Source organism: Kordia sp. (assembly GCF_965283645.1).
In the GTDB taxonomy this organism is placed as follows: domain Bacteria; phylum Bacteroidota; class Bacteroidia; order Flavobacteriales; family Flavobacteriaceae; genus Kordia.
The window spans coordinates 2,340,983-2,355,918 of sequence record NZ_CBDIPG010000001.1 but is presented as its reverse complement, the minus strand read 5'-3'; the positions used below and the strand labels follow the sequence as shown (position 1 = coordinate 2,355,918).

Below are 14,936 nucleotides of genomic sequence, written 5' to 3'. Positions count from 1 at the left end.
TTGATATTTTTAGTTTATTTTAAATTTGTATCCTTCTCTTTTTAAATCTTTTAATGTGCGTTGGTCATTTATTTGTATTAAAACTTTCCATAATTCTTTGGCGATTTCATCAGCCTTTTTCTTTCGTCCTAGACCTTTTAAACATCCTATTTTATGATATATCATTCGAATTAGAACAATATTGTTTTTCAGTTGTTTTGATTTTTCAATTCCCACATTTATATAAAATAAACCATTTTCATATTCTTTAAGATGTTTGTAGATTGCTCCAATACTATTTAAACAAAAAAGAGAGATTGTATTATCTTTTAGTAATTCTGATTTTTCTAGTGCTTTTAATAAATTGAGAAGAGCTTTCTTATATTCTTTTTTATCGAGGAATTCCATTCCATTTGAATAAAGAGTCTTAATTAAGTTTTTATTGCTATCTAATCGATAAGGATGTCTTAAATCAAAATGATAACTTAGTATTTTTTCCTCTTTCTCGTAAGATTTAATTGCTTTCTCGTAGATTTTTAATGAATCATAAGATATTCCAAGATTATGATAGTTAAATGCGGTTTTTATATGCTTATTTCCTAGATTTACAGAGTCTGTAGCCAAAGCCTTTTTGTAATTATTGATGGCTTTGTCGTACTCTCCTTTTGAATGATATGCTTTTCCTAGGTTACGATATGTAGTTGCAATTTTGGGATGTTTTTTAGGTAGAAAGATTAGATTTATTCCAATTGATTTTTTATATAAATCGATTGCTTTATTATATTCCTTTTTCAATCTGTATGCCCCTGCTAAATTATTATAAATTGTAGCTATATTTGGGTTTCTCAAACCAAAATTTATAGAATCAATTTTAAAGGCTTTTTTATAATATATGATAGCACTATCATATTCCTCTTTTGCATGAAATGCAGTACCTAAGTTGTTAAAATTAGTAGAAACTTTAGGGTGCCGATTTCCGTGAACTAATAAATTTATTATCAAGGCTCTTTTATGATATTGTATTGATTTTTTATAAAATTCTTGAGCTTTTGGATATTGTCTGGTGTTATCTCCTTTAGCTTTCAAAGCCAGACCAAGATTATTATAAACTGTTGCAATTCTTGGGCTATGTATTCCAAAATTTATAGAATCAATTTTAAAAGATTTATTGTAATATTGTATTGCTTTATCATATTTACCCTTAAAGTCCCAAACTACACCAATATTGTTATATATTTTTGAGATTTTAGGGTTGTTTATACCAAAATTTGTAGAGTCTATTTTTAGTGTTTTTTTATAATACATTAATGCCTTGTCATAGTTTCCTTTAGCAGTCCATATTCCTCCAATATTATTATACTCTGAAGCAACACTTGGATGCCATTCGCCTAAGCTTATTAAATCTATTTTTAGAGCTTTTTCAAAATATTTTAAGGCATTATCATATTCAAATTTCTTTTCTAAACTTCCAGCTAAATTATTGAATAAGACAGATTTGTTTTTACTTTCATTATAGAGAGAATCAATTTTTAAAGCTATTTTATAGTGCTTAATTGCGTTATCATATCTCGCTATTTTATGTTCAACTCTTGTATAGGATAAATAATATTCAACATTTTTTTCATCCATTTCAATGGCATCTTGATAACCTAGTGATGCTTCTTCATAATTAAAGGTCAGCTCTTTAGTTTTTCCAAAAATATATCCTTTGTATGCCTGTCTCTTTTTTGAAGCATAATAATCAGATTCAATAAGTTGTACCGCCTCATCTAATTTTCCTTGTTCGAGTAAAGCATCTGCTTCTTTATAAATATTTTCTTTATTTTTATATGTATCAAGTTCTAACTTTAATTCCTTATATTTTTTTACTTGTTCAATTATTACTGTTTCAAAATTGATAAAGTCAATTTTATATTGTTCTAGCTCCTTTGCTAAAGCCCTTAGTATTTTTGGTGAAACCCCATACCAAATAGTAACATTGCCTTTGGCTACAACTGCTGGGCTATTATAACCAGAAGTTGATAAGTAATAGTTCGTAGCAAATAAATCCCATTCTAGGGCATTAACAATTTTGGGGGAATTGGTAACACCAATTTTTTGAAGTGAAGTTTTAGAAAGTTGTTGATTTTTTTTAAGCTTTTCGGGTGTTTGAGAATATTCTCTTAAAATTTGTTCTGTAGCTTTTGCTCTGCTGTTTGAGTCGTATCCTTTATCTTTATATATCTGAAGAATGACTTCAATAGCATCCGTTCGCACCCCATATGTGACAGAAAAGCTTTTTGCTACAACAGCAGGACTATTGTCACCTTCTGTTTTAACATTTGTTGTTTGTGCTAGGTTAGTATTGAAGCTAATAAAAATGAATACTATTGATGCTAGGTGTTTCTTTTCTATAAGACAACTGAGAGTATTAAAAATCATAACCTTCTAATTTTAGCTTTTTCAATAAATAATTTTGATTTTTTTGAACACATTCGTGCCATAATAATTCAGCTATTTTATTTGCTTCAACTTTTTTATTTAGACGTTTAAGAAAAATTATTTTGTAATATTTGATGAGTCTAATTGTTGATTCTGAGTATTTAATTGTTCTATCTTTATTAATTCTAGTATTAAAATATATAAGTCCTTTTTTATAACCTTGTAGATGTATATAAGTCGATCCGATATTTTTAATGGAAGTAAAAATTGATTTTTCATGTTTTATTATCTCACTTTTATATAAAGCTTTGTCAAAATATAAGAGAGCTTTTTCATGTTGCTTTAGAGAATTCCATGCACTTCCTAAGTCATTATAATTGCCAATTATAATTTGGTCTCTATTGAATGAATGAATTAAATTTATTTTAAGAGCTTTTTCATAGAAATGTATACTTTTATTATACATTCTTTTTAAATAAAAAGCAACTCCTAAATTATTGTAAATACTTGCAAAACTGAGATGATGATTCTCTGAGGTATTTATATCTAATTTAAGAGCTTTTTCTAAATATAAAATAGCCTTATCAGGCACTCTTTTCAACAACCATATTGCGCCAACATCAATATATAAACTACAAACGTTATCGTGTTTTTTGTCAAAAACTTTTAAATTTATTTTAAGAGCTTTTTCAAGTAATTCAAGAGCTTTTTCATTATTCCCAAGCGATTTCCAAGAATGTCCTGAATTACGGTAATATACTCCTAGGTTTGGATGTTCATCACCTAAGTTTTCTAGAGTTATTTCAATCGCTTTTTCAAATAAATCAATGCCCTTTTCATTATCCCCTAATGAATTCCAGACTAGCCCTAAATTATTGTACAAACTAGCTGTGAGGTTCTGTTTATCTGTAATCAATTTGAGAGCTTTTTCAAAATATCTAATAGCTTTGTAAGGTTTTAATTTTGAGTTCCATGCTAATCCTAGATGATTATAAGTAGTTGCCATATTTGGATGTTCTTTACCAAAAATAGCAAACTCTATTTCAAGTGCTTTTTCATGATGTTCTATTGCTTTGTTAGGTTTTGATTTTAAGTTCCAAGCTCCTCCTAAATTATTATAGGTAGTTGCTATATTTAGATGTTTTTTACCGAATAAAGCTAAATTTATTTTTAAAGCTTTTTCATAATATTCGATTGCTTTATCATTATCTCCTTTAATTTGGAAGATAGTTCCCATATCGTTATATGTAATCGCTACAGTAGTATGATTTTTCCCAAAAAAGAATAAGCTTATTTCAAGAGCTTTTTCATAGAATTTTAAAGCTTTGTTATATTCACCTTTAAGATTCCATAATGAACCCAAATTACCATATGTATAAGCAACATTTGGATTATTGGAATTTGTCAAATAAATCTCCAATGTTTTTTCAAAAAAAAATAGAGCTTTTTCTAAATCTCCTTTTGTTTGGTATATAAGACCTAAGTTATTGTATGTAGATGCAATATCTAGATTATTCTTGTCAGGAAATGACAATTGGATTTCTAATGCTTTTTTACAAGTTTCAATCGCTTTTTCATAATCTCCTTTTAAATTAAAGACTAGGCTTAAACTATTGTATTGTATAGCGATGTCTGGGTGATCTTTGCCTTGAACTATTAAATCTATTTCAATCGCTTTTTTAATGTAGAATATAGACTTATCAAGTATCCCTTTTTGTCCCCATGTAACACCAATATTATGATATAAAATAGCAATCTTATGATGTTGGTCTCCATTTTTTTTTATATAATTTTCTAGAGCAATATTATAGTGTGAAATAGCATCATCATATTTTGCAAGTATTAACATAATATTTGCATAATATAAATGATATTCAGGGTTTTCCTCATCATTGTTTATAGCTGTTTTAAACCCTTTTGACGCTTCTTCATATTTGAAAAGTAGCTCCTTAGTTTTTCCATAAATAAAACCTTTATATGCTAGACGCTTAACGGAGGCATAAAAATCAGATTCTATGAGTTGTTCAGCTTCCTCTAGCTTACCTTGATCAAGCAATATTTCTGCCTTTCCATATATTTTTTCTTTATTTCCGTATGTCTGTAATTCTATCTTTAACTCTTCATATATTTTTACCTGCTTAGCCAATTTTGTTTCAAATTCTGTAACCTCAGTTTTATCTTGCTCTAATTTGTTTACTAAAGCCATTAATGCTTTAGGGGGAATCCCATACCAAATAGTAACATCTCCTTTGGCTACAACTGCTGGGCTATTGTGACCAGAAGTTGATAAATAGTAATTGTTAGCAAACAAATCCCATTCTAATACATTAGCTATTTTGGGAATATTTAAGATTCCCATTTTTTTAAGTGATGTTTGTGAAAGCTTATTTTTTTTCTGAAGCTTTTCTGGAGTTTTAGAGTATTCTTTCAAAATTTGCTCTAAAGCTCTTTTTCTTCGATTGGTGTCATAACCCTCAGCTTCATATATCCAAAGAATCGCTTTAATAGCATCTGCTCGTACTCCATAGGTTATAGATAGTTTTTTTGCTATTACTGCTGGGCTCTTATCACCTTCTGTATTAATATTGGTTGTTTGACTTAAAACTAATGAAAAGCTAAAAGTACAAAATAGCAAAAGCTTGTATAATTTCATTTATCTTTTTTTGTTTTAGTAGAATCTTCAGAGATTTTATAATCATGATAATTGATATTAACATCTCCATCATCATTAATAATCGCAGGACTTATGTCACCTGAGGTATTTGCATGTTTTAAAGTTTTGTATTTATTATTTTCTTGTTCTTTATCTTCTTTTTTTTGAAAAAAATCTTTAATGCTAAATCCTGAGATTCCAGCTAGCCCTGCTAAAAAGGCAACAGTTGCTATAAAAATAGCAGAGTATCTTTTCCATTTAGATTTTGAAATTTTAAATAAAAATGACTGTTTGCTGTTATGAAAATAATCATCAGGTAAGTGATCTATAACCTGTTTTAAGGCTTTTTTTATTTTTATAATTTCAAGCTGATATTCTTGAGAGGCGGTAGGTGTATCTTCAATAGCTTCTATGCGCTTTGATTGTAGAGATAATACCTGGAGAAGTTGCTGGTTTTTGTTTTCTTCTCCTAATGAAGATAATTTATTTATTACTTCTTTAAAATTACCCTTTTTAAGTAAACTAAGAAGTTTCTTTTTTGTTTCCATAAACTAAAAAATATTAAGTAATATAATTACTATTATATTACTTAAATGTAAGAATTAATCTCCTATGTAATTAATTATAAGAGTGTTATTTTACTTATTATTTTGACTTCTATAATTTATTATTAAATACAAGTAAATGATTTTTTCATTCTTTTTTTTACGGATTTCCTCAATTACTTTAGTTTTTAACAAGATTGCAAGTTCCTACAAATTTTCATTTCATTACAATTTTCTGAACTTGCGATCTTGCCAAAGGAGACCTTTGGAATCCCTAAATTTTCTGTTTAAAAGATTTTAAGCCGTTAGTTAATGCATTATTTGAGTTTTATGAAAACTAGTTAGTATTTTTAGAAAATCTACAGTTTGGTTTCTAAATATGTTTTTGGGTTGTCAACTGCTATTAATTTAAATAGTCCTTCTCCTAGATAACTTCTTAATGTTTGGTACAAGTCTTTATCTAAACCTTTTTGTGACACGACATAATAATCAGTTCCAAATAATATACGATGTTTTACTTTTTGATCGTTTAACAAATATTTTAATAAAGGGAACAATTCTTCATTATAAAGTATAAAGCTGACATCTGAATAGACATTTTCATATTTTACTATCAGATCATATATAATACAAAGCCAACTAGCATTCCACCATATAGTCCTAGCATTTCCAAAGGTTAAGGTGTTTTTGTATTTACTTTCCAAATATTCGTCTCTACTTACAGGAGAAATTCTATTGTTATAGTTATTGAAAGCGTCTTTCCTGTATTTTTCCCATTCTTCTGTACCGCCAAAATGAGCAAGGCATATTTTAAGTTTACTTAAATCTATATCCCTTCCTATATATTCTGAAAGTATTTCTGGATTTAAAAGACATTCATAATTTAATGGATGAGTGAAGTTTGAAGTAAATTCATAGTTCTTTTTTTGAGGTAATGGAATGACTTTTCTCTTTTTTCCTTTTGCTGGGTATTTTAAAATCTCATGCTCATTCCATTTCTGATCTTTTTTCCCTCTAAAAAAGACTGTTCCTTTAATACAATGAGACATGATTGGAATTTCCATCTCTTGGGCAAATTCATATAGTTTAATTAATTCTTTATCAAAAGGGTAATATCCGAGTGCTGGATATAACTTAATTCCTGAAAAATGTTTTTTACTCAAATAATACTTCATGTAATTAAAATAATTAGAATTTTGAGTCAACTCTTTGGTGTCCTTAATTCTCTTAGGATGAGCAAAAACAAAAGGTAAGAGGTCTTTATTATTTCGTCCAAGTTGTCTAAGTTCTTCTATTTGTTCCATGTATGAAACTTTAGGACTGCCTGCATCCATAGAGCTTTTGTCCATATCCATACTAAGAATAATATGCTTAGTTTTAGGAGGATAATTTTTTTTTAAGAAATTATATATTTGTTTTTGTGACTTATAACGTGTCGAATATCTTGCGAGAGTAAGATATCTATAATATAACTCTATAGATTCCTTTGAGAATAAAACATCTATTTTTAGAAAATTAGAAATTATATTGAATATAAGCTTAAATAGGTATTTTATAATGCTGTAAAGAATCCATAAAATCCATGTAGATTTTAATAATTCGTATATTGAGAATTTAAGATTTCTAAGTTTATGTTTAAATGATCTATACTTTTGATTTCCTCTTTCAGTTAAATTGTTGTAAAACCATTTCACTACTTTTATTGTTAGAATTAGATGTAATGGAAAGGGTAGGATTCGCTTACCAAACTTATTAGGTACATGATCAATTATAAATATATGTGAGTGACAATTATAAATAACATTTTTATTAACGTCCTCTACGGAATCTGAGATATTATTTGATTTAGAGCTAATATTATTATCTGTCTCTTTTCCTATTATTTTTCTCATAAAACTCTATTTAATAGTTGATTAAAATCAATATAATATACAAATAATGTAAAACATAGACTTCTTTAAAGTTAAATATTTGCTTACATTTTTAATTGTGTATCTATTTAAGTTATAGGATTTTGTAATTTAAAGCTTAAAAAATTAACTTATTCTATCGCACCAATTCGCGATTGATATTCTTGTCTTTATTTTTTTTTAGACTTTCTAATCGTTCTTGTTCTTTCGTAAGTTTTTTAAGATGTTCCTTTCCGACTCCAAGTGTGGATAGTCGAAACTTTTTATTCCCATACCAAACGCCAGTTAACTTTCCGTATCGGTAATATGGTTCTATATTTTGATCGACTAATTTAGTATGAAGTTCCGTAAAGTTTTTACATTTCTTTGCAATTTTGGTTACGTGAATAGCTAGTTGCTCTTTTTTAGAAACAATGCCACGTGATTGTTTCATGAGTTGCTCTTTCTGCGATAGCTTGAGGTTTAAACTTTTTTTTTCGAATGCTCAACAATAGAATGGGAGAGTTGAGGATATTTTTCTTGTTGGTATTCTTGTAACTTAATTTTAAACTCTTTGAATTGCTTTTGAGAAATTCTCGTTGCTTTTCCATCTATGCCAACACCAGAAATAATAAAATGGATATGGATGGCTTCATCATAATGAACACCACACACTCCCATAGATGTTGGAGAACGGTGTTTTAAGTAGTATTTGCCAAAATCTTTTAAGATATCACGAGTTAACAACTTGTTGTCTTGTGGAGCAAAGGAAATGATTTCATGCCTGAGTACGGTTCGTTTGCTATGACTAAAACCCCGTTTGTTGTCATTCTCGATGAATTGGTCTGTCCATTTGTTAATGTCATAACTGCGAATATATTTTTTAACGGTGAGTGATTTTCTTCCAAGATGGTCGTGTTCCATCTTCTGCTTATCAAATACGTAACGAATCAATTTCTCTATATTTTCTCGCTTGGTTGAAGTATGTGAAATGGTTTTTACGATCATGGTATACGTTCATAGATGGTTGTTATGCGGTGTAATAATTCAGTTATTGAAACTGACTCGTCCTCATGTATTGCTTCTTCAAGTGTATCAATAATGTTCAGAAGTGATTCCTTGATGATTCCTTTTTCATCAAAAGTTAGTTGCTGTTTTAAAGCACGTTGTTTGATGAGTGCAGTAGGTTTGCTGTTTTGTTGTTGAGCAATTCTTTTCAACTCTTTATATTCTTGTTTTTCAATTCTAAACGTTACTTGTACATACCGTTCCCGATACTGTTTACGGTATCGGGATTGATATATTTTACGATATTCCGCCTTAGCTTTTGTAACCATTTCAGGTGTAACATGATTAATGGTTGAAAAGCGATGTTCCCAATACGCTTGCAGATTTTCAAAAGGTTTTTGTGATTTTTGTATCATCGTTCACGTATTTGTTTTTTATCAAGTCTATGAATTGTATTAAGTTCAATCAATCGTTGTTTCTTTCGTTCAATGATGTATTTAATGTGTTCAAAGTCATGTAAGGTGTCGTGTTCTTTCGCAATTTCCTGTAACTCTTTTTGATGTGTTTTTTTCTGTACCTTTTTGACTTTCCTCCTTGTAATGAACTTTTCAGTTTTTTTAATCGACTTAGAAAGAACAGTCTCCACATCCTTGATAATCTTAGTGTAATTACCATGTATGACGTCTTTAAAAACACTTCCAAAACCTTCAATAGATTTAGAAATTATCTTTTGATTCATTGCAATAAAGCGATCTATGGATTTACGTACTTTCATTATTCTTCGGTATCATTTTGTTTAGCATCCAATGGTAAATACTGCGCTTGATACTGTGCTTTCATAATGGGGATATCTTCTTCGGGTAATTCCGTATTAAGAAAACGCATATACTTTCCATTCTTGTAGAACGGCTTTACTTTGCAGTAGAGTGGAAGCAATCCCCCATTCGGTATAACAATGACACGATCCTTTGGCATCGTTCGGATTTCGTTGCTCGTCATAAGTGATCGTGTACGCATTACTTTTTTATCTTTATCCGTATAGTACTCATATTCACCAAGTGCCTTGGAAATGCGATCGCACTCATCATTTAACCCTGTCATATAAACGCGACAAGCATTGTTAAGAATGGTTTTCGCATTGTACTCGCCATAGTTTTGATACAATTGATTTTCACTTTGTAAAATTCCTAAGATGGAAAAGTATTTCCTCGCATTTGCAATCACTTTTGAAAGGCTAGGAATTGGAATGGAAGAAAGTTCATCAATTAATAAGAATAGATGATTATCAGAAGCTTTCGGAATGGAACGGAACAATTCAGTAAATAGTTGCTCAAAGAATAAACCAAGTAACGGACTGTAATATTCCATTTCTGCCGTTCCACAGTTCAAAAATAGTACGGTCTTTTGCTTCGCCATATTTGAAAAATCGAATGTATCTACTGATGTGAGATTGCATAAATTTGGGTCGTTTCCGATGAATGATAAATTTCCAATTGCGGAACTGATGATACTGGCTTTCGTGTTTTCACTATTAGCAATTAATGCTTTGAATTGTCGCCATTGTTTTTCGGTACTTTTCTCTGCAAATAAACCGCTTACCACATCTTCATCCCCTGCTAGATTTTCAAGGAGATAATATACGTTTGCAATATTTTGATACACTTTCGATGTGTGTTCTAAGAGAAAACTAATAATGAGGCTGATCACTTCAATAGATTTCAATTGCCAATAATCTTGTGTTTCTTTACTACTTTTAGTGACTAACAATGTAGCCACTTTAGTAATATCTGACGCGTTCCGAATACGATGAAGTGGATTGTAATAAATAGAATGCTCGGGATCATTTGGGTCAAAACGATACACTTTATATCCTTTACTAATAAGGAAATTCATCATTTTTAGATTCTCTTTCGATGGATCGTTAATAATCATACTAGAATCAATTCCGTTTTTAGATTGTGAAATGTTTAAGGCACTAGGTACCATACAAACAGTCGATTTCCCCAATCCTGTGGGGCCGAAGAACAAAAGGTGTTCTTTTGATTTTTCAATACTTAAAAATTTTGTTCCTGTAACGGACAAACCATCATGACGTGACGAGAGAAGTGACGATTCTTTACCAAATTTTGCGGATAAAGAAGTGTCTTTTTGGATCATACTTTCGATACCATCAAACAGGAAGTTGAAACCTCCTGTGATGACATCGCTGATTGTATTTAGTAATAGTTGTATCATTTTTGTAACTGTTTAATTCAACATTTTTTCTGTGAGCTTACTGAATAATCCACCAATGGCTTCAATCAGTTTACTTGCAATAAAGACTGCAAGTAGGAACAGTTTCCACAACGCTTTAACAATACTTCCAAGCGCATTAAAAAAGATGTGTCCTTTAGTTTTCATGGCTCAATGATATTTGCTTGTCCATGCCAATACGTATCTTCAAACCAGTATCTTTAAATACCGATTTATAGATTTTACAGAAATCAGAAAAACGTTGATTTTCAATTGGCGTAGTAGGATAGTAGTTTATGTAGAGTGTAATACCACGATAGCTTGTTGACGGTAATTGTGAACGAAACAAATCAACAATTGCTTCAATATTTTGTTTTTGCGAGTTCTTGTATCCGTTATAGAAAGTTGAATACTCAACAAGATCAGAATATAACAGTATAACCTTTTCCGTTGCGCCAGATTGTTGCAATGTTTCTAGTTGCTGCACAAGCGGAACGAAAATGTGTGAGCGATTATATTCATATTGTATTGCTTGCTGTCTATGAAAGAGCTTATCAATAGCATTAAAAAATCTACTTACTTTAGATTTTCGTTTTAACGTATTTTCAAACATTGAATAGGGCGGAAGCGACAATGTATGTCGCTTGTTGATATCCGTATTGCTGATGATTTGATATGAAAATGTTACAGCAGTCGTTGCTTCTTTTCCGTTTTCAAGAACTTGGTAGATATCTTGAATGGTTGGCGCAGACATATTATCTGATGTCTTGTCTGCCAAAACTGAAATGTATGTGGACTTCTCTGTTTCCTGTTTGCAAGAAACTAATGAAAATCCAATGTAGAGGTATATTAAAATCTTTTTCATGATTGCGTTGTGTTTTCGTTATTGTTTTGGTAATTCAATTTTAGTGCAGGAACATCTTCTGCATCGGTAGAAAAAAGATTAGCACATTTCCCATTGCTGAGAAGGTGTAATTCACTTTTAAATTCGTGAAAGCACGCAAGCATACGTGTTGAAATATCTTGTTCAATCTGCTGTCCAAGTAGCTGTAGATTATGATAATCCAGTAGCTTCTGCCGTAGCTTCGGTTCTAAACTATTTTTTTCAGTTAAGTAAGTGTCGCGTTTCTGTTGTGCTTCTTCAATGCTTTTAAGATCATCACAGTATTTACTGTACGCATTTTTGACAGCGACATTTGGACGATATTCAAAAACAAGATACGTAGCGATCAGGTAGGCAAAAAAGTTTATCAATGTTGGTACAATCGGATTGCTACTGTAGACATCTTGCATTTCGGGAGATAATGCCAGCAGATACATAACTCGCATAGCGCTGAAAAGATAGAATATCACAAAAATTGGAATCGACATCAGCGAAAAGATGCCAAGTTGTTTTCTCCAATTTGAGTCACCGAAACGGTGAATCAATTTCGCTGTAAGGTGTGCCCACCAGAACACAACAATACCGCTGATAATGGCGATAGAGATTGACGCTAGAATACCACCACCTAGCATATTGTAAATTTCCATGTTTGCCAGTAGCTCAAATCCAGCCAAGAAATACAATATCCATAATACTCTATGCCATCTTCGTATGGTTGATTTATGTTTCTTCGCATCTGCATCAAACTTTGCGTTTAAAATGTTCAGTTCGTTTTGCGTTTCATCAACTTTTCGATCAAGTTCTTCTGCTTCTGCTTCCATGTCTGCGGTATCAGACTTCCCTTTTGCTTGATGGAGTACACCATTTAAACGTTGGTCGGTGTAATCAACTAATTTCTGGAAGTCCATTACAAGTCCTGTAATGTAATCGGTAATACGTGCCGTTTTTGGTAGCTCGTTGAATTTCAATACACTTAATTTCTGTGCGTGTTTCTGATATTTATTGTGATATTCGATTTCTTTCGTGTCGATGTATTCTGAAAGTTCACGATCTACAATAGTGGTAATCTTAGCTGAATTATCAGTTTTTTTGTTAAATAGTTTCATTTGTTTTTTTTAAATGTGAAAATGAAATGAAAAGCACATGACTAGAAATAGCCATGTGCTTATGTTGTTATTGTACCTTCTGCATAAAGAATGATTCAGCATCCTTTAAAGAAGTTGTGTAATGTAAATGACCAGTTGCAGCATTAAATACTGCATGTCTGTCAGTTGTAGGATCGAATAATAATTGGAATTGCTCTTTGGATTCAAGGAGTTGCATCTCCTTGATTGAAGAATTAATGATACTTTTTCTGTTGTTGTGAAAAGCACATTTGAAGTTGTTCTGAGTTTTTTTTGATTTCACGATTTTGAAAATGTTAACTGTTAGTAACTAGTTTTTCAAAACCACTTTGAAGATGCTTGACCAACATAAACCAAAATGGTATATGTATGTCGATTCGATTGAAAAGTCGTAATCTTTACAATTGAATAAGTCGAGATGTCAAAAGCGGTTTTTTGCTTCTCGGCGATTTTATGGCTCATCTGTTGGCGCAGATGGGCTTTTTTCGCCTTTGAAAACAAAGGACATGAGGTAATTTTAGGACAATGGAGTCAATTTTTGGGTCAATGACTTTTTTGTATCTTCACATTATAAATATGAATGTTTAAATACTTAAAATGAATTTATTAGAATATCCACTATCAAAGGGAAAGGATACTTTTGAGCTTCTAAAATCTGCTTATAAAAATTTCTACAGAGATAATCAAGAAAAACTTACTTATCTGGATATTGTAAAAAACAAGAAGTCGAAAAGGCATAAATTCTATAACATAGTAGGTTTAGATGCTACCGAGTATATAAATGAACTTTCATATAGAGGTTCAAGCCTCTATAATTTTTTTCATGGGGAAAAAATAAAGCGTGAATTTGACCCACAAAAAATCGAATATCTGAACAGGCTAATAGATTACTACAATTCTAATCGTGATTTAGGTAAAGAGCAGAAAGTCATTAAAGAAGAACACCTTTTAAAACTTGAATTAACGTTTAAAAAAGAAAAAATCGAACCTTATTCTTTTAAGAACATCAATAGAATCACTGAAGATGCCCTTTTACTATTATTATTGGATCGTTTTCCCATTGGCGTATGGGGGCGTTCATTAGCAATGTCCTCGCAGGATTATGGAAACAAAGACCCTGGAAGTATTACTGTTAGTCTATGGGTGATGGATCTTTTGGACAAATTGGGAAAATCCAACTTTGACGTATTTTTTCACGATTTTAAAATCTATCTGATAGAACGTAGGTCTGCAAAAGGGGGGGTTGGGATGAAAAAAGATATAGGTTCTGCGTTAATTCCAGAGACAGATATAAGAGTGCATCCTCGTCATACTGCTACTGGAGCATTATTTCTTTTAAAATATGGTAAATCTTGGAATTTAGCTTTGCAGAGTATAGTATATGTTATTGGACGAAAAACGGATGCGTGGTCTTGGACAACAATTCGACCAAATATTGACAAAAACGCTGACCCATTAACTACTGCATATATCTTAAATGCAATAAAATCTTTCGAAATATTAGGCTTTCTTGAAAATCTTGAATTTAATGAAAAACAGGTTTTTCTTAATAATTACTGGGAACTAGGGATAGAGTGGTTATATAAAAAATTGATTGCTAATTCAAATTGGTGGTTCATCCCTAACAGTGAACATAGGAAATATTGTTTTACGGTAGATATCCTCGACGGCTTATTGGAACATTATCAAGCGAATGAGAAATTAGATAAAATCATAAGGCTTTTAGTACCAAAGCTCATAAAAATATGGCAAGATAACGGAAATGGAATTCCGCTTGGAAATAACCAATCTGTCGATTTAAGAACTTCAGTTCAGTTTTGCATCGTTTGCTACAGGATAAAAGATATTTATCCTGAATACCATAAGAAAGTCGAAACTCTTTTATCTAATAACATTGACTTTCTTATGAATCTTGATAAGTCTGATTCTGCAGGTTGGTGTTTCCTAATCGATTATATCCTTATGAATAATGATGGTTTTGATAATACTATTATAGAAACTGCAAAAACTAAGTCCAATCTTATTGAGAAATCCCTTGTAGATTACGGTATTCCAATAAGAGAGATTGTCGATGTTCTTGATAGTGATTTTCTAAAGAAAAATATTAAACATCAACTTGAGATATTTGATATTGAAGCTAAATAATTAATAAAAGATGAAATAGTTTTAGTGAGTTACTTTTATAATTTCCTCAAGGAAATT

14 protein-coding genes are annotated in these 14,936 nt (G+C 30.8%); 1 reads left to right on the top strand and 13 read right to left on the bottom strand.

What is annotated here, in order from left to right; translation table 11 throughout:
- Positions 1-9 precede the first annotated feature (9 nt).
- The 13 genes from ACQ654_RS10395 to ACQ654_RS10335 all read right to left on the bottom strand — a co-directional run bounded on the left by ACQ654_RS10395 (position 10) and on the right by ACQ654_RS10335 (position 12,933).
- Positions 10-2,400, bottom strand: a complete 2,391-nt coding sequence (locus ACQ654_RS10395; protein ID WP_430410265.1) for a tetratricopeptide repeat protein — start codon at positions 2,398-2,400, stop codon at positions 10-12.
- Positions 2,390-5,053, bottom strand: a complete 2,664-nt coding sequence (locus tag ACQ654_RS10390) for a tetratricopeptide repeat protein (RefSeq protein ID WP_430410264.1) — start codon at positions 5,051-5,053, stop codon at positions 2,390-2,392. The genes ACQ654_RS10395 and ACQ654_RS10390 overlap by 11 nt, the downstream gene beginning before the upstream one ends.
- Positions 5,050-5,601: a hypothetical protein gene (locus ACQ654_RS10385; RefSeq protein WP_430410263.1), complete on the bottom strand. Its 552-nt coding sequence runs from the start codon at positions 5,599-5,601 to the stop codon at positions 5,050-5,052. The genes ACQ654_RS10390 and ACQ654_RS10385 overlap by 4 nt, the downstream gene beginning before the upstream one ends.
- Before the next feature lie 356 nt (positions 5,602-5,957).
- Complete coding sequence (locus tag ACQ654_RS10380) at positions 5,958-7,490, bottom strand: hypothetical protein (RefSeq protein WP_430410262.1); 1,533 nt, start codon at positions 7,488-7,490, stop codon at positions 5,958-5,960.
- 154 nt (positions 7,491-7,644) lie between these two features.
- On the bottom strand, positions 7,645-7,941 hold the full coding sequence (locus ACQ654_RS10375; protein ID WP_430410261.1) for a hypothetical protein: 297 nt from the start codon (positions 7,939-7,941) through the stop codon (positions 7,645-7,647).
- Between the two features lie 29 nt (positions 7,942-7,970).
- Positions 7,971-8,495 (bottom strand): hypothetical protein, encoded by a 525-nt coding sequence (locus ACQ654_RS10370; protein ID WP_430410260.1) that lies wholly within the window; start codon positions 8,493-8,495, stop codon positions 7,971-7,973.
- On the bottom strand, positions 8,492-8,911 hold the full coding sequence (locus tag ACQ654_RS10365; RefSeq protein WP_430410259.1) for a hypothetical protein: 420 nt from the start codon (positions 8,909-8,911) through the stop codon (positions 8,492-8,494). Before ACQ654_RS10365 ends, ACQ654_RS10370 begins: the two co-directional genes overlap by 4 nt.
- Positions 8,908-9,270 carry a hypothetical protein gene (locus ACQ654_RS10360; RefSeq protein WP_430410258.1) on the bottom strand — a complete coding sequence of 121 codons (363 nt, stop codon included), beginning with the start codon at positions 9,268-9,270 and terminating at the stop codon, positions 8,908-8,910. The genes ACQ654_RS10365 and ACQ654_RS10360 overlap by 4 nt, the downstream gene beginning before the upstream one ends.
- Positions 9,270-10,730 carry a type IV secretory system conjugative DNA transfer family protein gene (locus tag ACQ654_RS10355; RefSeq protein ID WP_430410257.1) on the bottom strand — a complete coding sequence of 487 codons (1,461 nt, stop codon included), beginning with the start codon at positions 10,728-10,730 and terminating at the stop codon, positions 9,270-9,272. Before ACQ654_RS10355 ends, ACQ654_RS10360 begins: the two co-directional genes overlap by 1 nt.
- A gap of 12 nt (positions 10,731-10,742) precedes the next feature.
- Positions 10,743-10,895, bottom strand: a complete 153-nt coding sequence (locus ACQ654_RS10350; RefSeq protein WP_430410256.1) for a hypothetical protein — start codon at positions 10,893-10,895, stop codon at positions 10,743-10,745.
- Positions 10,885-11,592: a hypothetical protein gene (locus ACQ654_RS10345; protein ID WP_430410255.1), complete on the bottom strand. Its 708-nt coding sequence runs from the start codon at positions 11,590-11,592 to the stop codon at positions 10,885-10,887. Before ACQ654_RS10345 ends, ACQ654_RS10350 begins: the two co-directional genes overlap by 11 nt.
- Positions 11,589-12,716 (bottom strand): hypothetical protein, encoded by a 1,128-nt coding sequence (locus ACQ654_RS10340; RefSeq protein ID WP_430410254.1) that lies wholly within the window; start codon positions 12,714-12,716, stop codon positions 11,589-11,591. Before ACQ654_RS10340 ends, ACQ654_RS10345 begins: the two co-directional genes overlap by 4 nt.
- A gap of 67 nt (positions 12,717-12,783) precedes the next feature.
- Complete coding sequence (locus ACQ654_RS10335; RefSeq protein WP_430410253.1) at positions 12,784-12,933, bottom strand: hypothetical protein; 150 nt, start codon at positions 12,931-12,933, stop codon at positions 12,784-12,786.
- 398 nt (positions 12,934-13,331) lie between these two features.
- Here ACQ654_RS10335 and ACQ654_RS10330 point away from each other — a divergent pair, with 398 nt between their 5' ends.
- Positions 13,332-14,879: a hypothetical protein gene (locus ACQ654_RS10330; RefSeq protein ID WP_430410252.1), complete on the top strand. Its 1,548-nt coding sequence runs from the start codon at positions 13,332-13,334 to the stop codon at positions 14,877-14,879.
- Positions 14,880-14,936: the final 57 nt, after the last annotated feature.